Origin of the sequence: Enterobacter sp. CM29, assembly GCF_013179605.1 — a bacterium.
Lineage (GTDB): Bacteria > Pseudomonadota > Gammaproteobacteria > Enterobacterales > Enterobacteriaceae > Enterobacter > Enterobacter intestinihominis.
Map to the genome: position 1 here is coordinate 1 of NZ_JABMCU010000031.1, position 22,870 is coordinate 22,870.

Consider the following 22,870-nt stretch of genomic DNA (forward strand, 5'->3'; position numbering starts at 1 on the left):
CAGACCAGCCCGCTTAGCGGGTTCCGTAGCGGCGAAGCCATTCCTGCTCCAGGGCGTTAACCCAGGCGGCGTGCGGTTCGGGAAGCACATCAGGCGTGCCTGAAGGGGTAAAGGCATGAAGCTGTTTTGCCGCTTTCGCAGGTAGTTTGGCACCATCCAGCACGCTCGGGTCACCCCAGACGGCAGGATCGGCTTTGCGGATCTGCGCCTGCGGTGACAACAGGAAATTTGCCACCACTTTCGCCCCTGCGCTCGCACTGGCATTTGCCGGGATTGCGACAAAATGGACGTTGCCGATCATGCCTTTGAGAAAGCCGAAACTGTAGCTGTCGGCAGGCAGTTCACCGCTCGCCACCTTTTGCATCGCATGGGCGGGGTTAAAGGTGAGCGACAGGTTCAGGCTGCCGCTGGCAAGCAGCGTATCCATGCGCGCAGGCGACGGAGGAAAATCGTTCCCTTCGCGCCACAGCAGGGGATGCAGCGTATCAAGATAGTCCCACAGCGGCGCGGTGATCTCTGCAAAGGTGCCGTCCGGCGCGTTTTTTAACGCCTCCGGATGGGCGGTCAATGCCAGCAGAAGCTGTTCAAGAAACGCCGTGCCGGTAAAATCCGGCGGTCGCGGATAGCTCACCTTGCCAGGGTGCTGCTGAGCGTAAGCCAGCAGCGCGTGGGGATCTGCCGGAGGCATCGGCATACTCGCTTTACGGGCGATGAAGGTTAACTGCGCGCCGCCCCATGGGGATTCCGCCCCATCGGTCGGGATGGCAAAATCTTCCGTGACCGGTTTACGGGTATCGACGTAACGCCAGTTGGGCAGGGTTTGCGCCCAGCCGGTGAGCAGCAGGTTTGCCTCCTTCAGCGTGCGGAAGTTTTCCCCGTTTACCCAGAGTAGATCCACCGACCCGTTACTGCTGCGTCCTGCGGCCTGTTCCGTCTGGATCCGCTTCACCGCATCGGCGGCATCGGCCAGATGAACGATCTTCAGGTTAATGGCGTAGTGCGTTTTCATCTCGTCGCTCACCCAGTCGAGGTAGCGGTTAACGGCCTCGTCACCGCCCCAGGCGTTAAACCAGACGGTCTGCCCGGTGGCCTGTTGCTGAATGGATTGCCAGCTTTCTGCGGCGAAGGCAGAGGTTGCCAGCAGCAGACTCGTCAGAAACGCGCAAAAACGCACCCGGCGCATAATGCCTCACTTTTTAATCGAAGGGATGTAACGGGAAAACAGCCAGCGAGTGACCAGCGGTAATAACCCTAATAGTGTAAAGGCGAACAGCAGTCCCGGCGACAGAATATCGCGCAGCGTGGTGAGTTTTCCCAGCTCGCGTCCGGCGTTCAGAAAAATGACGGTGGCAGGTAGCATCGCAAGCTGGCTGACCCACCAGTAGTGACGCACCTGGATACGGGTTAGCCCCATCAGCAAATTGACCAGAAAGAACGGAAACAACGGCATCAGGCGCAGGGCAAAAAGGTAGCGCGCGCCATCGCGAACCATCCCCACATCGATCGTGTTCATCTGTGCGGCAAAGCGCCGTTGCACCCAGTCACGCAGCAGATAACGGCTGACGAGCATGGCAAGCGTGGCGCCGAGCGTCGAGGCCAATGACACCAACAGCGTCGCCTCCCACAGGTTGAAAATCGCCCCGCCGAGCAGCGTCAGAAGCGCAGCCCCGGGTATCGACAGCGCAGAGACCAGAACGTAAACCGCAAAATAGATCAGCGCGCTCTGAAGGGGCGCCTGCTCCACACGATCGAGCAACGTTTGCTGGTGTATTTTTAGCGTGTCGAGGGAGAGCATGCCCGGAGGAAGCAAAACAACGATTAAAACAAATGCGCCCAGAAGGGCGCACAGGAGACTGATTTTTTTAATATTCACTGAGGATTACAGCTTGAACGTTGCCCATACCGGCGCATGGTCGGACGGTTTTTCCATGCTGCGGATGTCATAGTCGATACCGGTTTCGATGCAGCGTTCGGCCAGGGGGGCGCTCGCCAGCAGCAGATCAATACGCAGGCCCCGGTTGTCATCGAAGCCTTTAGAGCGGTAGTCAAACCACGAGAAGCGATCCTGCGTCTCCGGGTTAGCGGTGCGGAAGGTATCCACCAGCCCCCAGTCAAGCAAGCGCTGCATCCACTCGCGCTCTTCCGGCAGGAAGGAACATTTCCCGGTGCGCAGCCAGCGCTTGCGGCTGTCTTCGCCAATGCCAATGTCCAGATCAGTCGGGCTGATATTCACATCCCCCATGATCAGCACCGGATTATCTTTGTTGAGTTCGGTCGTAAGGTAGTTTTGCAGATCCTGATAAAATTTGGCTTTGGCCGGGAATTTGGTCGGGTGGTCGCGGCTTTCACCCTGCGGGAAGTAACCATTAATCACTGTGATGTTACCCAGCGGGGAAGGCAGCTCAGCCATGATGAGACGACGCTGTGCTTCTTCACCGTCACCCGGAAAGCCACGACGCACCGACACCGGCGTAACTTTGGTCAGCAGCGCAACGCCGTAGTGGCCTTTCTGACCGTGGTAAAAAACGTTATAGCCCAGCTTCGCTACCTCTTCGAGCGGGAACATATCGTCGTGAACTTTTGTCTCCTGCAAGCCGATCACATCTGGCTGATGTTGCTCAACAATCGCTTCGAGCTGGTGAGGCCGGGCACGCAGGCCGTTGATATTAAAAGAGACAAATTTCATAGTCGCTGCCAATGCAAGGTGAATAGTGCAAGGATGGTAGCAGAATTTACGTCGTCTGTTATCCGCTTCGCCCAATTACTGCGACAGATAATGCCGACGGTGCAATATTTGCACCATTTCGACGCGTTTTGCCCTCGAACAGGGCGTAAAGGACCGATAAATTTCGCGAGCGATCACAATTCCAGAATTATATTTGGCATGTGCATACTCTTTCTTGTTTTCGTGCGGCAAAGCGCCGCTTGCCGTAAAAATATTCACTATTTATGCATTAACAGTGAATAACTCCATATTGTAACTCATTGAAATTCTGTTACCCAAATCCGTTTATGCATTTTTATCGCTGGCTGGCATGAACGCTGCAATCTACATTCACAGTGCAAACACTCAATTATTTAACATTTAAACAACCTTTTATTTACCGGATGAGGTCGCTATGTCTCTGTCAGTTACGCGTGAAAATTTTGATGAATGGATGATGCCGGTATACGCTCCGGCGGCTTTTATTCCGGTACGTGGGGAAGGCTCTCGCCTGTGGGATCAGCAGGGCAAAGAGTATATCGACTTTGCGGGTGGGATTGCGGTGAATGCGCTGGGGCATGCAAACCCGGCGCTGCGGCAGGCGCTGAATGATCAGGCGGCGAAATTCTGGCATACCGGCAACGGTTATACCAACGAACCGGCGTTACGTCTGGCGAAGAAGCTGATCGACGCCACTTTCGCAGAAAAAGTCTTTTTCTGTAACTCCGGCGCGGAAGCGAACGAAGCGGCGCTGAAGCTGGCGCGCAAATATGCGCACGATAAATTCGGCCCGCACAAGAGCGGCATCGTAGCCTTTAAAAATGCCTTCCATGGCCGCACGCTGTTTACCGTCAGTGCGGGTGGTCAGCCCTCATATTCTCAGGATTTTGCGCCGCTGCCGCCGGATATCCGTCATGCGGCGTATAACGATTTACACTCTGCCAGCGAGCTGATTGACGACACCACCTGTGCGGTGATTGTCGAGCCCATGCAGGGGGAAGGCGGCGTCATGCCCGCCCAGAAAGCGTTCCTGCAAGGGCTGCGCGAGCTGTGCGATCGGCATAACGCGGTTCTGATTTTTGACGAAGTCCAGACCGGCGTGGGCCGCACGGGTGAGCTGTACGCCTACATGCACTATGGCGTGACCCCGGATGTGCTTTCAACAGCCAAAGCGCTCGGCGGCGGCTTCCCGGTGGGGGCGATGCTGACCACCGATACATTCGCCAGCGTGATGACCGTGGGCACCCATGGCACCACTTACGGCGGTAACCCGCTGGCAACCGCTGTCGCCGGACAGGTGCTGGATATCATCAACACTCCTGAGGTGCTTAGCGGCGTGAAGCAGCGTCACCAGTGGTTTGTTGAGCGTCTTACCGCCATCAATAACCAGACCGGCATGTTCAAAGAGATCCGCGGTCTGGGGCTGTTGATAGGTTGTGAGCTTGCCCCTGAGTTTGCTGGCAAAGCGAAGCTGATTTCACAGGAAGCGGCAAAGCAGGGCGTGTTGGTGTTGATTGCCGGCGCTAACGTGGTGCGGTTTGCCCCTGCGCTGATCGTCAGTGAGGAAGAGGTCAGAACCGGGTTAGATCGTTTTGCGCTGGCCTGCGAACAGGTGAAGTCCGGGGTGTCATCATGATGGTCATCCGTCCCGTTGCGCACGGCGATCTCGCCGGGCTTATGCAGCTTGCCGGTAAGACAGGGGGCGGGCTGACCTCGCTGCCTGCCGATGAAAAAACGCTGTCGGCGCGCATTGAGCGCGCCCTGCAAACCTGGCAGGGGACGTTGCCAAAAAGCGAACAGGGCTATGTGTTCGTGCTGGAAGAGACCGACACGGGAACCGTGGCGGGGATTTGCGCCATCGAGGTGGCCGTCGGGCTCAACGATCCGTGGTACAACTACCGCGTCGGCACGATGGTCCACGCCTCGAAAGAGCTGAACGTCTACAACGCGCTGCCGACGCTCTTTCTCTGTAATGACCATACCGGCGCCAGCGAACTCTGCACCCTGTTTCTCGATCCGGACTGGCGCAAAGAGGGTAACGGTTATCTGCTCTCCAAATCGCGCTTCATGTTTATGGCCGCCTTTCGCGACCGCTTCAACGAAAAAGTGGTCGCGGAGATGCGCGGCGTAATTGATGAGACGGGCTACTCGCCGTTCTGGGAGAGCCTGGGCGAACGCTTCTTCTCCATGGAATTCAGCCGGGCGGATTACCTGTGCGGTACCGGTCAGAAGGCGTTTATCGCCGAGTTAATGCCGAAGCATCCTATTTATACCCATTTCTTAACGCCGGAAGCGCAGGCGGTGATCGGCGAAGTTCACCCGCAAACCGCTCCGGCCCGTGCAGTGCTGGAGAAAGAGGGATTTCGCTACCGTAATTACGTCGACATCTTTGACGGCGGCCCAACGCTGGAATGCGATATTGACCGCGTACGCGCCATCCGAAAAAGCCGCCTGGTTGAGGTTTCAGAAGGCCAGCCCGCGCCGGGCGAGTGGCCAGCCTGCCTGGTCTCGAACGAGAATTACGCCAACTTCCGCGCCATGCTGGTGCGAACCAACCCAACATGCGAGCGTCTGGTACTGACGGCTGCGCAACTGGATGCCCTGAAATGTAACGCTGGCGACACGGTTCGCCTGGTGCGGCTCTGCCCTGAGGAGAAAACAGCATGACTCTATGGATTAACGGTGACTGGGTAACGGGCGAAGGTGATGCGCGGACAAAAACTAACCCGGTCGGCCAGGAGGTGCTCTGGTCGGGGAACGACGCCAGCGCCGGGCAGGTTGAGCAGGCCTGCCAGGCTGCACGCCGCGCGTTTCCGGCATGGGCGAAACGGCCATTCTCCGAGCGCCAGGCGCTGGTTGAGAAATTTGCTGCGCTGCTGGAGGCCAATAAAGTCGAGCTGACCCGCATCATTGCCTGCGAAACCAGCAAGCCGCGCTGGGAGGCAACAACCGAAGTGACGGCGATGATCAATAAAATCGGTATATCGGTGAAGGCGTACCATGCCCGCACCGGTGAGCAGCATACCGGGATGCCGGACGGCGCCGCCACGCTGCGCCACCGTCCGCACGGGGTGTTGGCGGTGTTTGGCCCGTACAACTTCCCCGGGCATCTGCCGAACGGGCATATTGTGCCTGCGCTGCTGGCGGGAAATACCGTTATATTCAAGCCGAGTGAGTTAACCCCCTTAACCGGAGAAGCGGTGGTAAAACTCTGGGAGCAGGCGGGGCTGCCGCCGGGCGTGCTGAATCTGGTGCAGGGCGGGCGTGAAACCGGTCAGGCGCTGAGTGCGCTGAGCGACATTGACGGTCTGCTGTTTACCGGCAGTGCCGGAACGGGTTATCAGCTGCATCGTCAGCTGGCGGGGCAGCCGGAAAAAATTCTGGCGCTGGAGATGGGTGGCAACAACCCGCTGATTGTGGAAGATCCGGATGATATCGATGCTGCGGTCCACCTGACCATTCAGTCGGCATTCATTACCGCCGGACAGCGCTGCACCTGCGCCCGCCGCCTGCTGGTTAAACGCGGCGCGCAGGGGGATGCGTTTCTTAAGCGTCTGGTGGAGGTGAGCGGGCGTCTGGTTCCCGCGAAATGGGATACCGAGCCGCAGCCGTTTATCGGCGGGCTGATCTCCGGGCAGGCGGCGCTGAACGTGCTGAAAGCGTGGCAGGAGCACGTGGCGCGCGGGGCGAAAACCCTGCTGGAGCCGAAGCAGGTAATGCCGGGCACATCGCTGCTGACGCCGGGGATTATTGAGATGAGTGCGACGAGCAACGTGCCGGATGAAGAGGTCTTTGGCCCGCTGCTGTGCGTCTGGCGCTATGACGATTTTGCATCGGCGATCGAGATGGCCAACAACACCCGCTACGGCCTGTCGAGCGGCCTGATATCCCCGCATCGCGAGAAATTCGACCAGCTGCTGCTGGAAGCGCGCGCCGGGATCGTGAACTGGAACAAACCGCTGACCGGCGCGGCGAGCACCGCGCCGTTTGGTGGCGTAGGGGCATCGGGCAACCATCGCGCCAGCGCCTGGTATGCCGCCGATTACTGCGCGTGGCCGATGGCAAGCCTGGAAACCCCGGCGCTGACGCTGCCGGAGACGCTGAATCCGGGGCTGGATTTTACAGAGGGTGACGCCCATGAAAGCGCGTGAGGTTAACTTTGACGGACTGGTGGGGTTGACGCACCACTATGCCGGGCTGTCGTTCGGCAATGAAGCTTCGACGAAGCACCGTTTCCAGGTCTCGAACCCGAAGCTGGCGGCCAAGCAGGGGCTATTGAAAATGAAGGCGCTGTCCGATGCCGGTTTCCCGCAGGCGGTGATCCCGCCGCAGGAGCGGCCGAACGTGGCCGTGCTGCGCCAGCTGGGCTTCAGCGGTACGGATGAACAGGTGGTTGAAAAAGCCGGTACGCAGTCCCCACAGCTGCTTTCCGCGGCCAGTTCAGCCTCTTCAATGTGGGTAGCGAATGCCGCCACCGTCGCGCCGTCGGCGGATACGCTGGACGGCAAAGTGCATCTGACCGTCGCTAACCTGAACAACAAATTCCACCGCGCCAGCGAAGCGGAGACCACCGGGCGCGTGCTGCGCGCCATTTTTAATCATGATGCGCATTTTGAGGTGCATTCGGCGCTGCCGCAGGTCGCGATGTTTGGCGACGAAGGGGCGGCAAACCACAACCGTCTGGGTGGCGATTACGGCGATCCAGGCTTGCAGCTGTTTATCTATGGACGGGAAGAGGGCGGCCACGCCGCGCCGGTTCGTTATCCGGCGAGACAAACCTTAGCCGCAAGCCAGGCGGTTGCACGGCTGAACCAGGTTAATCCTACTCAGGTGATTTTTGCCCAGCAAAATCCGCAGGTGATCGACCAGGGCGTGTTTCATAACGACGTGATTGCCGTTTCCAACCGTCAGGTGCTGTTCTGCCACGAGCAGGCGTTTGCCCGTCAGGAAAAGTTGCTTGCCACGCTGCGCGAACGCGTGCCGGGATTTATGCCGATTCAGGTGCCCACGCAGGCGGTAAGCGTGCAGGATGCGGTCGAAACGTATCTGTTCAACAGCCAGCTGCTGAGCCGGGATGACGGCAGCATGATGCTGGTGCTGCCGCAGGAGTCCCGCAACCATCAGGGTGTCTGGCGCTATCTCAGCGAACTGGTGCAGGCGGATAACCCGATTGATGAACTGCGCGTGTTTGATCTGCGGGAAAGTATGGCTAACGGCGGGGGACCGGCGTGCCTGCGACTGCGCGTGGTGTTAACGCCGGAGGAAATGCAGGCCGTGAATCCGTCGGTGATGATGAACGACACGCTGTTCAATACCCTCAATGACTGGGTGGACCGCTACTATCGTGACCGTCTGGTTCAGGCCGATCTGGTTGATCCGCAGCTGCTGCGCGAAGGCCGCGAGGCGCTGGATGCATTATCGACCATCCTGCAACTGGGATCGGTTTATCCGTTCCAGCGCTAAGGAGACGATATGGAAAACTTTCTGGCGCTGACGCTGGCTGAAGAGACACCGGAGCGGCACGAGGGGGAAGGCCCTTCGTTCCACTGGCGATGGCTGGGGCCGGGCGTGCTTGAACTGACGCCGACGGGGCAATATAACCTGTCGCTGCTGCTTTCTACCGGCATTCACGGGAATGAAACCGCGCCTGTGGAGATTGTCGATCTGTTGCTGCGCGCGCTGTATCGCGCAGAGATCACGCTGCACTGTCGTCTGCTGGTGGTACTGGGAAATCCGCCTGCGCTGGCGCAAAACAAACGGTATCTCGTGAGCGACATCAACCGAATGTTTGGCGGCCGCTGGGCGCAATTTCCACAGAGTGATGAAACGACACGTGCGCAATGGCTGGAGAAGGTGGTCACGGCGTTTTTTGCCGGGGCGGGGGAAACGCGCTGGCACCTCGATCTGCATACCGCCATCCGCGCCTCGTACCACGTACGTTTTGGCGTGTTACCGCAGCGCCATCAGCCGTGGGATGAGGCGTTTCTGACCTGGCTTGGCGACGCGGGACTGGAAGCGCTGGTTTTCCACCAGACGCCGGGCGGTACGTTTACCCACTTCACCTGCGAGAATTTCGGCGCGCTGTCCTGCACGCTGGAGCTGGGAAAAGCGCTGCCGTTCGGGCAAAACGACCTGACGCGTTTTGCCCCTACGCATCGGGCGCTTCGGGCGTTGCTCGCAGGGGTTGCGCCGGAACCCACCCGGGAACCCGTCGTGCGCTATCGGGTCGTACAGCAGATCACGCGTCAAAGCGAAGCTTTCCAGCTTCATATGGCTCCCCATACGCTGAACTTCACGCCGTTTCGCCAGGGCGTCCTGCTGGCGGAAGATGGTGAGACGCGTTATGCGGTACAGAACCCCACGGAATATGTTTTATTTCCTAACCCGTCAGTCGCGTTTGGTTTACGAGCCGGGTTGATGCTGGAAAAAATGCCCTGATCGTCTCCCCTCGCGCAGACCGGAGGGGAAACGAAGAATTAATTTCTTAACGTTAAAAACGCTCTGGTAGTGTTTGCGGAATATTCCTGGAGAATTGCTTTATTATTAAACGGTACTTCGCTATACTCCTCCACAATCTCTTTAAAATCATCCTGTTGAATATTTTTGTTTCATCTCTCCACGCTTTTTCCTTAATTTCTCCATAATTGGCGAAAACGTGTTTTTTATACTTTCATTGTTTTACCGTTGCTCTGACTAATTGACGATAAACCCCGTAAAGTTAATCTCGTCAACACGGCATAGCGCCGAAGAATAACTGAAAGTAAGGAAAGACATTATGCGTAAATTAACTGCACTGTTTGTTGCCTCTACCCTGGCTCTGGGCGCTACCAGCATGGCGTTCGCCGCCGATACCGCGACCACTACCGCCGCGCCGGCAGAAGGCAAAATGATGATGCATCATAAAGGCAAGCCGGGTATGCATCATGAGATGATGATGTTTAAAGATCTGAACCTGACCGATGCGCAGAAGCAGCAGATCCGCGACATCAGGAAAAGTCAGCGTGACCAGATGAAACGTCCTCCGCTGGAAGAGCGCCGCGCGATGCATGACATCATTGCCAGCGACAGCTTCGACAAAGCAAAAGCAGAAGCGCAGATCGACAAAATGGCCGAGCAGCATAAAGCGCGCATGCTGGCCCACATGGAAACCCAGAACAAGATTTACAACATTCTGACGCCGGAACAGAAAAAGCAATTTAATGCCAATTTTGAGAAGCGTCTGACAGAACGTGCAGCGCCGGAAGGTAAAATGCCTGCACCAGCCGAATAATCGGTTCACTCTCTTAAGACCGCCGGGCTCCTGTCTACACAAGCGAAAACGCTGTGGACAGGACCGGCGGTTTTTCTTTTGCCCCATGCCTAAGGTCTGGCCTTACCGTTGCCGATAATACGTCTGTGAAAATGCCCTGGCGCACGGTGCGTCCTTCAGGAGTGGTCATGGAATTCTTTGATATCCGTAAAATACCCGTCAGTCTCTGGCGTAACGGCGCGGGCGAGACGCGTGAGATTTGCTGTTTCCCTCCCGCGACGCGGGATTTTTCCTGGCGGGCCAGCATCGCCTCCATCGCCAGTAACGGCGAATTCTCCGCGTTTCCGGGCGTTGACCGGGTGATTACGCTGCTGGAAGGAGGCGAGGTGACGCTGGATGCGGGGAGGGCGTTTTGCCATACCCTGAAACACCATCAGCCTTACGGCTTTGCGGGCGATTTGACGGTGAAAGCCGTGCTCACGGAGGGGCAGATGTCAATGGATTTCAATGTCATGACCCGACGGGAGCACTGCCAGGCAAAAGTGCGCGTTGCTACCCGGACGTTCACTACCTTCGCATCACGTGGTGGCGTGGCGTTCGTATTAAGCGGCGCCTGGCAACTGGGCGATAAATTACTGACCGCCGATCAGGGCGCCAGCTGGCAAGAGGGCAGCCATACCCTCCGTCTACTGGAAACGAAGGGGTCGCTGCTGTTCAGTGAAATTACCTGGCTGCCAGGTCATTGAGCATGACTATCTCATATTTACCGGTTAACAGCGGCTTACAGAGAATTTTGTAGCCATCCTGATCGAACCCGGCAGGTGTACGCAGCAGGGCGGCAGCGTCATCCAGACTTTCAACCGCGCCAAGCCAGAGCCAGTTGCGGATGACGTGATAGTGCGTCATCGCATCGCGGGTCTCTTTCAACGCCACCGCGCCTTCCCACGGCCAGCAGTTGACGCTGATTGAGGCCAGGCCAGCCATAAATCGGGCATGATGTTCTTCAACGCTCTCTTTTCCACAGCACGCCCCGGCGCAGCGTTTCAACGCGGAGCGGAAACAGGCGCGACCGCGGGTAGTCGCTTCCAGTCCTAACAGGCCGTAACAAAGCTGTAATTCATCAGCAAGGGATTGCAGAGTTTGCAGTGCGGCACGTTTGTTGGCAAACAGACCGTAAAGATTCGGTTCATGCGAAAAATCCACTTCCCGGGCATAAACGACCTGCGGTTTTCCCGCGTTAACCTGCAAGGAACACAGCTGGCGGTTGCGGCGCAGGCGTTTGTTAAACAGCGGCTGCTGTTCCTTGATGAGCCGGGCTTCGAGCAGAAGCGCGCCCAGTTCACCTGCCGTCTCGATCCAGGTGATCCGCCGGGACTGTCTGAGCATCGACGCTTCGTCCGGCGTACGCAGGTGCGACATCACCCGAGTGCGGATATTTACGCTTTTGCCGATATAGAGCGGCATGGTGTCGCTGTCGCCGTGGAAGAAATAGACGCCAGGCTGTTTAGGCAGCGCCTCAAGCCAGGGGCGAAGATGCTCGGGATATTCGTAGATAGCCGCCGCTTCAAACTCAAGACGCGGGGCGGATTGACGCCTGCTCACATACTGCTCCATATACTGTTCAGGCATACAGTGTAGCAGGTGTTTGGTGGTTAAAAAAGAGCCGGGTGGCGGCTACGCCTTACCCGGCCTGCAAAACTGAGTTACCGTTTTGCTTTTACTTTTTCCAGAAATCATCAAACACCGTAATGGGTGGACGGCGTTTGTGCTCGGTTTTCAGATACCAGCCTTCAATAATTTTTGCGGTACCTTCGTCGAGCGTTTTGCCTTCCAGATAATCATCGATGTTGTCATAGGTCACACCCAGCGCGGCTTCATCCGGCAGGGAAGGGCGATCGTCTTCCAGGTCTGCCGTTGGCGCCTTCTTATACAGGTGCTCCGGGCAGCCCAACGCCGCCAGCAGTTGCTTACCCTGACGCTTGTTCAGGCGGAAGAGGGGGTTGATGTCCGTGCCGCCATCGCCGTATTTGGTGAAGAAACCGGTGATGGCTTCCGCGGCGTGGTCGGTGCCGACGACGACCCCTTTGGTCATCCCTGCGATACTGTACTGCGCTTTCATGCGCTCACGGGCTTTCTCGTTGCCACGAACAAAATCGCTCAGTTCAATACCGGCTTCACGCAAGGCCTGCTCGCTTGCCAGTACCGAACCTTTGATGTTTACGGTAAGAACACGGTCCGGCTGAATAAAGGCGATCGCATCCTGACAGTCCTGCTCGTCGGCCTGCACGCCATACGGCAGACGTACGGCAATAAATTGCAGTGCGGTGTCACCGGTCTCGTCACGCAGCTCGGTGATGGCCATCTGGCTAAGTTTACCGGCCAGAGTGGAGTCCTGACCGCCGCTGATACCCAGTACCAGCGTCTTCAGGAAAGGGTGTGCGGACAGGTAAGCTTTCAAAAAATCAACGCTACGACGGATCTCTTCATTGGCATTAATCGCAGGTTTCGCGCCCAGCGCCTGAATAATTTCTTGTTGCAGAGCCATTACGCCCTCCCTATGCAGAACCAAACAGAAAGTGTGATCTGTTAAAACTAACCCTTTGTCGGGGAAACGACAAGGATCACAGTTTTGAGTGTACTGTTTTACAGCGATTTAGCAGCTTATCGTTGTTTTATTAGAATTTTCCGAAATTCGTCTGGCGTAACTCGTAAAGTTGAACAATAGTAATTTTTATCCCATGCTTAGTTAACACGCTGATAAACAAGAGGACGGAATATGAACAAGAACGTAGCAGGAATTTTAAGCGCAGCGGCGGTACTGACTATGCTGGCTGGGTGTACAGCTTACGATCGCACCACAGATCAGTTCACACAGCCAGTGGTAAAAGACGTCAAAAAAGGCATGACGCGTTCCCAGGTTGCAGCCATTGCCGGTAAACCTTCTTCAGAAGTCACTATGATCCACGCGCGTGGCACCTGCCAGACCTATATTCTGGGTCAACGTAATGGTAAGGCAGAAACCTACTTTGTCGCCCTGGATGATACCGGTCACGTGATCAATTCGGGCTACCAGACCTGCGCTGAATACGACACCGATCCACAGGCACCTAAGGCGCAGTAACCGCGCTTGCCTGAAAGTGTTAACAAACCGGCCTGATGGCCGGTTTTTTTATGCATACGTAAATCTTATTTCTTAGCGCGAAATATTTGCCTGAAATGTGAAGGTAGTCAACAAGCCAGGTCAATGAGAGACAATTTGAGTCTATCCAGAATTATCCCCTCCCTGTACCATTGCGTATACTCACTTCAACGACAAACAATGTTCAGCACACTGCCCGTCAGCCAGGATAGCGAGTCGAGTGATAGCGCGACGGCGGTCAGTCCAATAAGAGGGAAATTATCATGGAAAAGAAACATATCTACTTGTTCTGCTCTGCGGGCATGTCCACTTCGCTGCTGGTTTCAAAAATGCGCGCGCAGGCCGAAAAATATGAAGTCCCTGTGGTGATTGAGGCGTTTCCGGAAACGCTGGCGGGCGAAAAGGGCCAGACAGCAGATGTAATTTTACTCGGGCCGCAAATCGCTTATATGCTGCCAGAAATTCAACGTTTGCTCCCTAATAAGCCGGTCGAAGTGATCGATTCCGTTTTATACGGCAAGATTGATGGTTTAGGTGTATTAAAAGCTGCTGTTGCGGCGATTAAAAAAGCTGCTAATTAATTTTTTATTTTTCCCGTCAAAGAGTTATTTCACACACAATACGCCGTAACGGTCGTTGCGGCATTTAAGGGTATTTTCCTATGAGTAAAGTCATCGCTTCACTTGAAAAGGTACTCCTTCCTTTTGCTGTTAAAATAGGAAAGCAGCCTCACGTTAATGCCATTAAGAACGGCTTTATTAAATTAATGCCGTTGACATTAGCCGGGGCAATGTTCGTTTTAATTAACAACGTTTTTCTCAGCTTTGGAGAAGGTTCCTTTTTTTATTCATTAGGAATTAGGTTAGATGCTTCCACTATTGAAACCCTTAATGGTTTAAAAGCCATTGGCGGCAACGTATACAACGGTACGTTGGGTATTATGTCGCTAATGGCGCCTTTCTTTATTGGAATGGCCCTGGCGGAAGAGCGTAAGGTGGATCCGCTGGCGGCGGGCTTACTGTCCATTGCCGCGTTTATGACCGTCACGCCGTACAGCGTGGGCGACGCTTACGCCGTGGGCGCCAACTGGCTGGGTGGGGCAAACATCATTTCCGGTATTATTATCGGACTGGTGGTGGCCGAAATGTTCACCTTTATTATTCGCCGCAACTGGGTTATCCGCTTGCCGGATAGCGTTCCGGCCTCCGTTTCTCGTTCATTTTCCGCGTTGATACCGGGCTTCATTATTCTCTCCATCATGGGGATTATTGCCTGGGCGCTCTCTCACTGGGGAACTAACTTCCACCAGATCATTATGGACTCTATCTCAACGCCGCTGGCGTCGATGGGTAGCGTGGTCGGTTGGGCGTATGTCATCTTTACCTCCCTGCTGTGGTTCTTCGGCGTGCATGGTTCACTGGCACTGGCGGCGCTGGACAGCGGTATTATGACCCCATGGGCACTGGAAAACGTCGCGCTTTACCAGCAGTACGGCTCCGTCGATGCGGCGCTGGCGGCCGGTAAAACCTTCCATGTGTGGGCGAAGCCGATGCTTGACTCCTATATCTTCCTGGGCGGTACCGGGGCGACGTTGGGTCTGATCATCGCGGTCTTTATTGTCTCTCGCCGCGCCGACCATCGTCAGGTTGCGAAGCTGGCCCTGCCGTCAGGCATCTTCCAGATTAACGAGCCGATCCTGTTTGGTCTGCCAATTATCATGAACCCGGTGATGTTCATTCCTTTCATCCTGGTTCAGCCGCTGCTGGCCGCGATTACGCTGACGGCATACTACCTGGGCATTATCCCGCCGGTGACCAACATTGCGCCGTGGACGATGCCAGCTGGTCTGGGCGCGTTCTTCAACACCAACGGTAGCGTGGCCGCCTTCCTGCTGGCGATATTCAACCTCGGGATTGCAACCCTGCTCTACATGCCGTTCGTGGCGATTGCGAACAAGGCTGCAACGGTTATCGATGAAGAAGAGAGCGAGGAGGATATCGCCCTCGCACTGAAATTCTAAAATTGCACGGCGCGGGGGAACCCGCGCCAGCGTAAAGGAGCTTAAAGATGTTAGATTTAGAGAGTATCGTTGCCGAAGAAACCGCAGTGAACGATCTGGAAGAGGTGGTGATGGGGCTCATCATCAATTCCGGGCAGGCGCGAAGCCTGGCGTATGCGGCGCTTAAGCAGGCTAAGCAGGGCGATTTTGTTGCCGCGAAAACCATGATGGAGCAGTCCCGTACGGCGTTAAACGAAGCGCATCTGGTGCAGACGAAACTCATCGAAAGCGACCAGGGCGAAGGGAAGATGAAAGTGAGTCTGGTGCTGGTACATGCGCAGGATCACCTGATGACATCCATGCTGGCGCGCGAGATGGTAGCGGAGCTCATCGAGCTTCACGAGAAGATGCAGTAAGTCTGAACAGGCACCAGGAGGTCAGCACGATGGAAATCAAAACCGCACATGAGCAGCAGCTGTTTAATGGCAAGAATTTTCACGTGGTGATTTACAACAAAACGGAGAGCGCCAGCGGTCTGCACCAGCATGACTACTACGAGTTCACGATTGTTCTGACCGGCCGCTACTATCAGGAGATCAACGGTAAGCGCGTCCTGCTTGAGCGTGGCGATTTCGTCTTCCTGCCGATGGGGTCCTATCACCAGAGCTTTTATGAGTTTGGTGCGACGCGCATTCTTAACGTAGGGGTGAGCAGGCGTTTCTTCGAGAAGCACTATCTGCCGCTGGTTCCGTTCTGCTTTGTGGCGTCACAGGTCTATCGCGTTAAAAATGAGTTTATGACCTGGATTGAAACGGTTATCGCCTCGCTGAATTTCCGCGACAATGAATTTGATGAATTTATTGAAACCGTGACGTTCTACGTCATGAACCGTCTTCGCCATCACCGTGAAGAACAGCAGGTGGTGGATGATATTCCTCAGTGGCTGCGCAGTACCGTGGAGCTGATGCACGACAAAGGACAGTTCAGCGATAACGCCCTGGAAAACATGGTGGCGCTGTCGGGTAAATCGCAGGAATATTTAACGCGCGCCACGCAGCGCTATTACCGTAAAACGCCTGTTCAAATTATTAATGAAATCCGCATCAATTTTGCCAAAAAACAGCTGGAAATTACTAACTACTCTGTCACCGATATCGCTTACGAATCGGGTTACAGCAGCCCCAGCCTGTTTATTAAAACCTTTAAGAAAATGACTTCATTCACACCGAACAGTTACCGCAAAAATTTAACGGTAATTAATTAACTTTCGGCGGTTATCCGCCAGGAATATTGACGTAATGGCTTGCCCAGATAGCGGGAAGAGTACGCTATACCTTGCAGGCGATTACCCTGATAAGCTAAGGGAGAGTTTATGCAAAAGAAATTAAAAGTGGTAACCATTGGTGGCGGCAGCAGCTATACCCCGGAATTACTTGAAGGTTTCCTGAAACGTTATCATGAATTACCGGTCAGCGAATTATGGCTGGTGGATGTTGAAGAAGGTCAGGAGAAGCTAAATATTATTTTTGAACTGTGCAAACGCATGGTTGAAAAAGCAGGCGTGCCTTTAACCGTGCATAAAACGCTGGATCGCCGCCAGGCGCTGAAAGATGCTGACTTCGTGACCACCCAGCTGCGCGTCGGCCAGCTGAAGGCGCGTGAGCTGGACGAGCGTATTCCGCTGAGCCACGGTTATCTGGGCCAGGAAACCAACGGGGCAGGTGGCCTGTTTAAAGGTCTGCGTACGATTCCGGTCATTTTTGACATCATTAAAGACGTGGAGGAGATCTGCCCGAACGCGTGGGTGATTAACTTTACCAACCCGGCCGGGATGGTCACCGAGGCAGTCTATCGTCACACCGGTTTCAAACGCTTTATCGGCGTCTGCAATATTCCGATCGGCATGAAGATGTTCATCCGCGATGTGCTGGCGCTAACCGATAACGATGAATTGTCCATTGACCTGTTCGGCCTGAACCACATGGTCTTTATCAAGGATGTGATTGTGAACGGGCAATCGCGCTTTGCGGAGCTGCTTGATGGCGTTGCCTCTGGTCGCCTGACCGCGGCCTCGGTGAAAAACATCTTCGATCTGCCGTTCAGCGAAGGGCTGATCCGCTCCCTGAATCTGCTGCCGTGCTCGTATCTGCTTTACTACTTCAAGCAGAAAGAGATGCTGGCGATTGAAATGGGCGAATACTACAAAGGTGGCGCACGCGCTCAGGTTGTACAGAAAGTAGAGAAGCAGCTTTTTGATTTGTATAAAGATCCGAACCTGAACGTCAAACCGAAAGAGCTTGAGCAGCGCGGTGGGGCATACTATTCAGATGCCGCGTGTGAAGTGATCAACGCCATTTACAATGACAAGCAGGCCGAGCACTATGTGAACGTTCCGCATCATGGGCACATCGACAATATCCCGGCAGACTGGGCCGTAGAGATGACCTGCATCCTTGGGCGCGAGGGTGCAAAACCGCATCCCCGCATTACCCACTTCGACGATAAGGTGATGGGCCTGATTCACACCATCAAAGGCTTTGAAGTGGCGGCGAGCAATGCGGCCCTGAGCGGCGAGCTGAATGACGTGCTGCTGGCGCTGAACCTGAGCCCGCTGGTGCATTCTGACCGTGACGCTGAAAAACTCGCGAGTGAGATGATCCTGGCGCATGAGAAATGGCTGCCAAACTTTGCTGCAACGGTTGAGAAACTGAAACTCACACACCGTTAAGAGGAGGCGCGATGGAAAACCTGCTGATCGTCAATGCCGATGATTTCGGCCTGTCAAAAGGGCAGAACTACGGCATTATCGAAGCCTGTCGCCGGGGCGTCGTGACCTCTACAACAGCGCTCATCAACGGTGAGGCGGTGGAACATGCGGCGCAGCTAAGCCGTGAGCTGCCCGAACTGGGCGTGGGCATGCACTTTGTGCTGACGCTTGGGTTGCCCCTTTCACCGATGCCGGGGCTGACGCGCGACGGACAACTGGGTAAATGGATTTGGGAAATGGCGGAGCAGGACGCTTTGCCACTTGATGAGATTGCCCGCGAGCTGGACTGCCAGTTTAACCGCTTTGTGGATGTGTTTGGCCGCGAGCCCACCCATATCGACAGTCATCATCATGTGCATATGATCCCGGCGATTTTCCCGCTTGTGGCAGAATTTGCCAAACGTAAAGGCGTGGCGATGCGCGTGGATCGGGAGGTGCGCGGACTGCCGGACGTTGCGGTGACGTCAACGGAGGGGTTCAGCAGCGCATTTTATGGCGACGATATCGACGAAGCGCTGTTCCTGAAGGTGCTGGATGCCTCCGCCGCAAAAGGGGAGCGCTCGCTTGAGGTAATGGCGCATCCGGCGTTTGTCGATAACATCGTACGTAAGAGCGCCTACTGCTGGCCGCGTCTGGCGGAACTGGACGTGCTAACGTCGGCGTCGTTGAAGTATGCGATTGCCGAGCGTGGGTATCGTCTGGGGACGTTCAGGGATTTGTGAGCAAAATAAAGCCCGGGGACGGCTTCGCCTTACCGGGCCTACAACATCAGTCGAAATATAGGCCGGGTAAGCGTAGCGCCACCCGGTTTTTTTTACGCCGGTATCTGGTCAATCTTGCTGCTGCGCGACCACACGCGGTGCGCGGCGAGCAGGTCAAACAGCCGGGTCATAAACGCATCGTCAATGTTATCACCTTCGACAATGCCTTCTTCCCCTTGATCCGGTACCTTCAGCAGCGATTTAAACTTCCGCGCATCGCCTGCGAGGGCGATTGGCTTCAGGTGCTTATAGGCTTCCAGCAGATAATAGGCGGCATCACCGTTACCGAGCAAACTCTCAACGTCGCCGCACGGCATAATCACCGCATCAACCGTCAGGGACGGTGCCCCGGCGAAGGTCGCAGCAATCGGCAGGACGGAGCCATCATCGGCCGTCACTTCACCCATGCGTGAGTAAAGCAGTTTGGCATGTACGCCCTGAGTCTTGAGCGCCCTCATGATCCCCAGCACGTCGCTGGCGCGCGGTTTATCGTTCAGCAGGATAGCCACTACGCGGCCTTTGATCGACCCGCCAGGTACCGCGTACAGGCTCAGGGACGGATCCTTCTTCAGCCCGTTCACGTCTTTAGGCGGTGCAGCATGGCATTGCTCGTCAGTCAGCGTAATGCCGAGATTATTCGCCACGCCCTGAGCAAGCTGGATATCAATATGCGCCAGATGGTCGACCACGCGCTCGCGAATGTAGGTACGCACCACTTTGCTCAGCTCGAAGCTGAAGCCGCCGATAATGTGCTGCTGTTCGATCGGGGTCTGGCTGTTCCAGAACAGGCGAGGCTGAGCGTAATATTCGCCGAATGACGGGCTGCGCTCGCGAATTTTTGTTCCGTCCACGCGCTCCTGATACGACTCGAATCCGCCACGTTTTGGCCCCGGCGGGGTTTCACGCGGCCAGTTATCGTTAATGGAGTTCGGCTCGTAGTTCGCCGGGTTGGTATCGATATCCTGGCGATGCATCCCGTCACGCTGGAAGTTATGGTACGGACAGGTCGGACGGTTGATTGGGAGCTCATGGAAGTTAGGTCCACCAAGACGGCTGATCTGCGTATCGGTGTAAGAGAACAGACGACCCTGCAGCAGCGGATCGTTGGTGAAGTCCAGCCCCGGCACAATATGGCCCGGGTGGAACGCTGCCTGCTCATTTTCCGCGAAGAAGTTGTCCGGGTTGCGGTTAAGCACCATTTTACCCACCAGCTGAACCGGCACCAACTCTTCAGGAATAAGCTTGGTCGGGTCGAGCAGGTCGAAGTCGAATTTGAACTCGTCTTCTTCCGGGATCAGCTGTAACCCCAGCTCGTATTCCGGGAAATCACCGGCTTCAATGGATTCCCACAGTTCGCGACGGTGGAAGTCCGGATCGCGTCCGGTCAGCTTCTGCGCTTCATCCCACACCAGCGACGCTTTCCCCGCGACCGGTTTCCAGTGGAAACGCACAAACGTCGCTTTACCTTCAGCGTTAATCAGACGGAAGGTATGAATACCAAAGCCTTCCATGGTGCGATAGCTGCGCGGGATCCCCCGGTCAGACATCGCCCACATCACGTTGTGAAGGGTTTCCGGTTGCAGGGAGACGTAGTCCCAGAATGTGTCATGCGCACTTTGTCCCTGCGGTATGGCCCAGTGTGGTTCTGGTTTTACCGCATGGACAAAGTCAGGGAACTTATGCGCGTCCTGTATGAAGAAAACCGGGGTGTTATTCCCGACGAGGTCGAAAATGCCCTCTTCGGTATAGAATTTGGTGGCGAAGCCGCGGATATCACGCACCGTGTCGGCCGAACCCGCGCCGCCCTGTACGGTAGAGAAACGTACAAACACCGGTGTGATTTTATTCGGATCGGAAAGGAAATCTGCTTTCGTGATCTCCTTCAGGCTCTTGTACGGCTGAAAATAGCCGTGCGCCGCGGAGCCGCGAGCGTGGACGATACGCTCAGGGATACGCTCATGGTCGAAATGGGTGATTTTTTCGCGCAGGATGAAATCTTCCAGCAGCGTCGGGCCGCGCGTTCCGGCGCGCAGGGAGTTCTGATCATCGGCAATGCGAACGCCCTGGTTCGTGGTCAGCGCATGGCCTTCACCGCCCTTGCGGTGAGGATCGAGCGATTTCAGCTTTTCGTTTTCCGTTTCCGGGGCTTTCATGCTGCCCGGGGCGGTAGGCTGTTCACCCGGTGCGGAAGGACCCGGTGATGGTTTGTGTGAGCCGTCGGCTGGGGCAAGTGAGTCCATTCCCGGTTGAGATTCTTCAGTCCCATGAATGGGTGACTGATGTGGTTTATCATTGTTCGACATTGCACGCTTCTCCTTTGTTCATTCCTAAAAACCCTATTAAGGATAGAACAATGTTAAGAATTAGCAGGCGAACTAAGCGTTTTCAGATATTGATTAGCGAAAGGAGCCATCTGCGATACGTCAGGCGCGACGGGCGGGGGGAGAATCGGCTATGATAGAAATTTCCTGCTTTAAGAATTTGCTTTAGTGAACCCGTCGCTTATGAAACCTCTTCGTCAACAAAACCGCCAGGTTATTAGCTATGTACCCCGCGTTGAGCCCGCGCCGCCAGACCATGCCCTGAAGGTGGATGGTTTTCGCGACGTCTGGATGCTGCGGGGTAAATACGTTGCCTTCGTGCTGATTGGCGAGCACTTCCGTCGCTCCCCTGCGTTTACGGTGCCGGAATCGGCGCAGCGATGGGCAATGCAGACCCGCCAGGATGAAGAGGTTGAAGAATAACAGCCATAAAAAAACCGCCCGATGGCGGTTTTTTTATTTCAGCAGTGATTAACGATGTGCCAGTTCGGCATCATCTTCACTGTCGAGAATCGTTTTGTCGGTCTGCTTCAGCCACTGGCTGGTCAGGGTACCGGCGGTCATTGAACCACTCACGTTCAACGCGGTACGACCCATATCGATCAGTGGTTCAACAGAGATCAGCAGGGCAACCAGCGTTACCGGCAGCCCCAGCGCAGGCAGAACGATCAGCGCAGCGAAGGTCGCGCCGCCGCCCACGCCCGCAACACCGGCGGAGCTAATGGTCACGATACCGACCAGCGTCGCAATCCAGACCGGATCCAGCGGGTTAATACCCACGGTTGGGGCAACCATCACGGCCAGCATCGCCGGGTAGAGACCCGCACAGCCGTTCTGCCCGATGGTGGCGCCAAAGGAGGCCGAGAAGCTGGCGATAGACTCGGGTACGCCCAGACGACGTGTCTGTGCTTCCACGTTCAGCGGAATCGATGCCGCGCTGGAACGGCTGGTGAAGGCGAAGGTCAGCACCGGCCAGACTTTGCGGAAATATTTCAGCGGGCCAACGCCGTTCACCGCCAGCAGGATGCCGTGCACAACAAACATGATGCCCAGACCGAGGTACGAGGCAATCACAAAGCTGCCAAGCTTGATGATGTCTTGCAGGTTAGAACCTGCCACGACTTTGGTCATCAGCGCCAGGACACCGTACGGCGTCAGCTGCATGACCAGACGCACCAGCTTCATTACCCAGCTTTGCAGGGTATCGATGGCAGTCAGAACCCGCTCGCCTTTCGGCGCATCGTCCTTCAGCAGCTTCAGCGCAGCCACGCCCAGGAACGCAGCGAAGATCACTACGCTGATAATGGAGGTTGGGCTTGCACCGGTCAGGTCAGCAAACGGGTTTTTCGGAATGAAGGAGAGCACCATCTGCGGAACGGTCAGATCGGCCACTTTACCCACGTAGTTGGTCTCAATCGCCGTCAGACGCGCGGTTTCAGCGCTACCCTGCACCAGACCTTCAGCAGTCAGGCCAAACAGATTGGTAACCAGCACACCCACCAGCGCCGCAATCAGCGTGGTGAAGAGCAGGGTGCCAATGGTCAGGAAACTGATTTTACCCAGTTGAGAAGCATTATGCAGCCGGGCTACGGCGCTCAGAATTGAGGCGAATACCAGCGGCATAACGATCATTTGCAGCAGCTGTACATAGCCGTTACCGACAATGTTGAACCACTGAATGGAATCTTTCAGTACCGGGCTGTCGGAGCCGTAAATAGCGTGTAAGGCCAGGCCAAACACCACGCCCATGACCAGACCAACCAGTACCTTTTTCGCCAGGCTCCACTGTTTGTGGCGAGCCTGGGCGAGAAGCAATAGCAATACGACGAACACAACAATGTTCGCGATGAGTGGAAAATTCATCCCCGTTCTCCTGATTTATTATACGGTCGGTTTTTACCGAACCTGTTGGCGCAAGGTTATCAGAAGT

Annotated in this window: 21 protein-coding genes and 1 pseudogene; 15 read left to right on the forward strand and 7 right to left on the reverse strand. The window is 55.7% G+C overall.

Annotated elements, in window-relative coordinates; all coding sequences use genetic code 11:
* Positions 1 to 13: 13 nt before the first annotated feature.
* Genes HP459_RS06165 through xthA form a run of 3 tightly spaced genes read right to left on the reverse strand, consistent with a single transcriptional unit; the run spans position 14 to position 2,686 of the window.
* On the reverse strand, positions 14 to 1,174 hold the full coding sequence (locus tag HP459_RS06165; protein WP_058677275.1) for an ABC transporter substrate-binding protein: 1,161 nt from the start codon (positions 1,172 to 1,174) through the stop codon (positions 14 to 16).
* Positions 1,175 to 1,189: 15 nt separating this feature from the next.
* Positions 1,190 to 1,873: a VTT domain-containing protein gene (locus tag HP459_RS06170; protein ID WP_171936022.1), complete on the reverse strand. Its 684-nt coding sequence runs from the start codon at positions 1,871 to 1,873 to the stop codon at positions 1,190 to 1,192.
* A 6-nt stretch (positions 1,874 to 1,879) separates the two neighbouring features.
* Complete coding sequence (gene xthA, locus HP459_RS06175) at positions 1,880 to 2,686, reverse strand: exodeoxyribonuclease III (RefSeq protein ID WP_163346671.1); 807 nt, start codon at positions 2,684 to 2,686, stop codon at positions 1,880 to 1,882.
* Positions 2,687 to 3,119: 433 nt separating this feature from the next.
* Between xthA and HP459_RS06180 the strand changes: the two genes are divergently transcribed.
* The 7 genes from HP459_RS06180 to ves all read left to right on the forward strand — a co-directional run bounded on the left by HP459_RS06180 (position 3,120) and on the right by ves (position 10,699).
* Complete coding sequence (locus tag HP459_RS06180; RefSeq protein WP_171936023.1) at positions 3,120 to 4,340, forward strand: aspartate aminotransferase family protein; 1,221 nt, start codon at positions 3,120 to 3,122, stop codon at positions 4,338 to 4,340.
* Complete coding sequence (gene astA / locus HP459_RS06185; protein WP_022647810.1) at positions 4,337 to 5,371, forward strand: arginine N-succinyltransferase; 1,035 nt, start codon at positions 4,337 to 4,339, stop codon at positions 5,369 to 5,371. The genes HP459_RS06180 and astA overlap by 4 nt, the downstream gene beginning before the upstream one ends.
* Positions 5,368 to 6,855 (forward strand): succinylglutamate-semialdehyde dehydrogenase, encoded by a 1,488-nt coding sequence (gene astD / locus HP459_RS06190; protein ID WP_171936024.1) that lies wholly within the window; start codon positions 5,368 to 5,370, stop codon positions 6,853 to 6,855. The genes astA and astD overlap by 4 nt, the downstream gene beginning before the upstream one ends.
* Entirely contained in the window at positions 6,842 to 8,167 is a 1,326-nt protein-coding gene (gene astB, locus HP459_RS06195) for an N-succinylarginine dihydrolase (RefSeq protein ID WP_171936025.1), read from the forward strand. Before astD ends, astB begins: the two co-directional genes overlap by 14 nt.
* Positions 8,168 to 8,176: 9 nt before the next feature.
* On the forward strand, positions 8,177 to 9,142 hold the full coding sequence (gene astE / locus HP459_RS06200) for a succinylglutamate desuccinylase (protein ID WP_171936026.1): 966 nt from the start codon (positions 8,177 to 8,179) through the stop codon (positions 9,140 to 9,142).
* 337 nt (positions 9,143 to 9,479) lie between these two features.
* A complete protein-coding gene (gene spy, locus HP459_RS06205; RefSeq protein WP_022647814.1) occupies positions 9,480 to 9,974 on the forward strand; it encodes an ATP-independent periplasmic protein-refolding chaperone Spy in 495 nt (164 codons plus the stop codon).
* Between the two features lie 167 nt (positions 9,975 to 10,141).
* On the forward strand, positions 10,142 to 10,699 hold the full coding sequence (gene ves, locus HP459_RS06210; protein ID WP_022647815.1) for an environmental stress-induced protein Ves: 558 nt from the start codon (positions 10,142 to 10,144) through the stop codon (positions 10,697 to 10,699).
* Here the strand turns inward: ves and cho are convergent.
* Together cho and nadE are read right to left on the reverse strand one after the other, a co-directional pair.
* A complete protein-coding gene (gene cho, locus HP459_RS06215) occupies positions 10,677 to 11,555 on the reverse strand; it encodes an excinuclease Cho (RefSeq protein ID WP_367671001.1) in 879 nt (292 codons plus the stop codon). The genes ves and cho overlap by 23 nt on opposite strands.
* A gap of 115 nt (positions 11,556 to 11,670) precedes the next feature.
* Complete coding sequence (nadE, locus tag HP459_RS06220) at positions 11,671 to 12,498, reverse strand: ammonia-dependent NAD(+) synthetase (RefSeq protein ID WP_022647817.1); 828 nt, start codon at positions 12,496 to 12,498, stop codon at positions 11,671 to 11,673.
* Positions 12,499 to 12,729: 231 nt separating this feature from the next.
* On the opposite strand from nadE, the gene osmE reads away from it, so the two are divergent.
* From osmE to chbG, 7 genes and pseudogenes are all read left to right on the forward strand, one after another.
* A complete protein-coding gene (gene osmE, locus HP459_RS06225) occupies positions 12,730 to 13,074 on the forward strand; it encodes an osmotically-inducible lipoprotein OsmE (RefSeq protein ID WP_022647818.1) in 345 nt (114 codons plus the stop codon).
* A gap of 272 nt (positions 13,075 to 13,346) precedes the next feature.
* Positions 13,347 to 13,673: pseudogene (locus tag HP459_RS06230) on the forward strand (PTS sugar transporter subunit IIB); the annotation flags it as partial.
* A gap of 80 nt (positions 13,674 to 13,753) precedes the next feature.
* Positions 13,754 to 15,112, forward strand: coding sequence for a PTS N,N'-diacetylchitobiose transporter subunit IIC (gene chbC / locus HP459_RS06235; protein WP_017384664.1), 1,359 nt, complete (start codon positions 13,754 to 13,756; stop codon positions 15,110 to 15,112).
* Positions 15,113 to 15,159: 47 nt separating this feature from the next.
* Positions 15,160 to 15,507 carry a PTS N,N'-diacetylchitobiose transporter subunit IIA gene (gene chbA / locus HP459_RS06240; protein ID WP_022647820.1) on the forward strand — a complete coding sequence of 116 codons (348 nt, stop codon included), beginning with the start codon at positions 15,160 to 15,162 and terminating at the stop codon, positions 15,505 to 15,507.
* A gap of 2 nt (positions 15,508 to 15,509) precedes the next feature.
* Complete coding sequence (chbR, locus tag HP459_RS06245; RefSeq protein ID WP_255248587.1) at positions 15,510 to 16,355, forward strand: transcriptional regulator ChbR; 846 nt, start codon at positions 15,510 to 15,512, stop codon at positions 16,353 to 16,355.
* Positions 16,356 to 16,463: 108 nt separating this feature from the next.
* Positions 16,464 to 17,819 carry a 6-phospho-beta-glucosidase gene (locus tag HP459_RS06250; RefSeq protein WP_048966328.1) on the forward strand — a complete coding sequence of 452 codons (1,356 nt, stop codon included), beginning with the start codon at positions 16,464 to 16,466 and terminating at the stop codon, positions 17,817 to 17,819.
* A gap of 11 nt (positions 17,820 to 17,830) precedes the next feature.
* Complete coding sequence (chbG, locus tag HP459_RS06255) at positions 17,831 to 18,580, forward strand: chitin disaccharide deacetylase (protein WP_038415892.1); 750 nt, start codon at positions 17,831 to 17,833, stop codon at positions 18,578 to 18,580.
* A 92-nt stretch (positions 18,581 to 18,672) separates the two neighbouring features.
* Here chbG and katE read toward each other — a convergent pair whose 3' ends face one another.
* Entirely contained in the window at positions 18,673 to 20,922 is a 2,250-nt protein-coding gene (katE, locus tag HP459_RS06260; protein WP_022647824.1) for a catalase HPII, read from the reverse strand.
* 201 nt (positions 20,923 to 21,123) lie between these two features.
* Between katE and cedA the strand changes: the two genes are divergently transcribed.
* A complete protein-coding gene (gene cedA / locus HP459_RS06265) occupies positions 21,124 to 21,363 on the forward strand; it encodes a cell division activator CedA (protein ID WP_022647825.1) in 240 nt (79 codons plus the stop codon).
* A gap of 48 nt (positions 21,364 to 21,411) precedes the next feature.
* On the opposite strand, the gene tcyP is transcribed toward cedA, so the two are convergent.
* Entirely contained in the window at positions 21,412 to 22,803 is a 1,392-nt protein-coding gene (tcyP, locus tag HP459_RS06270; protein ID WP_022647826.1) for a cystine/sulfocysteine:cation symporter, read from the reverse strand.
* Positions 22,804 to 22,870: the final 67 nt, after the last annotated feature.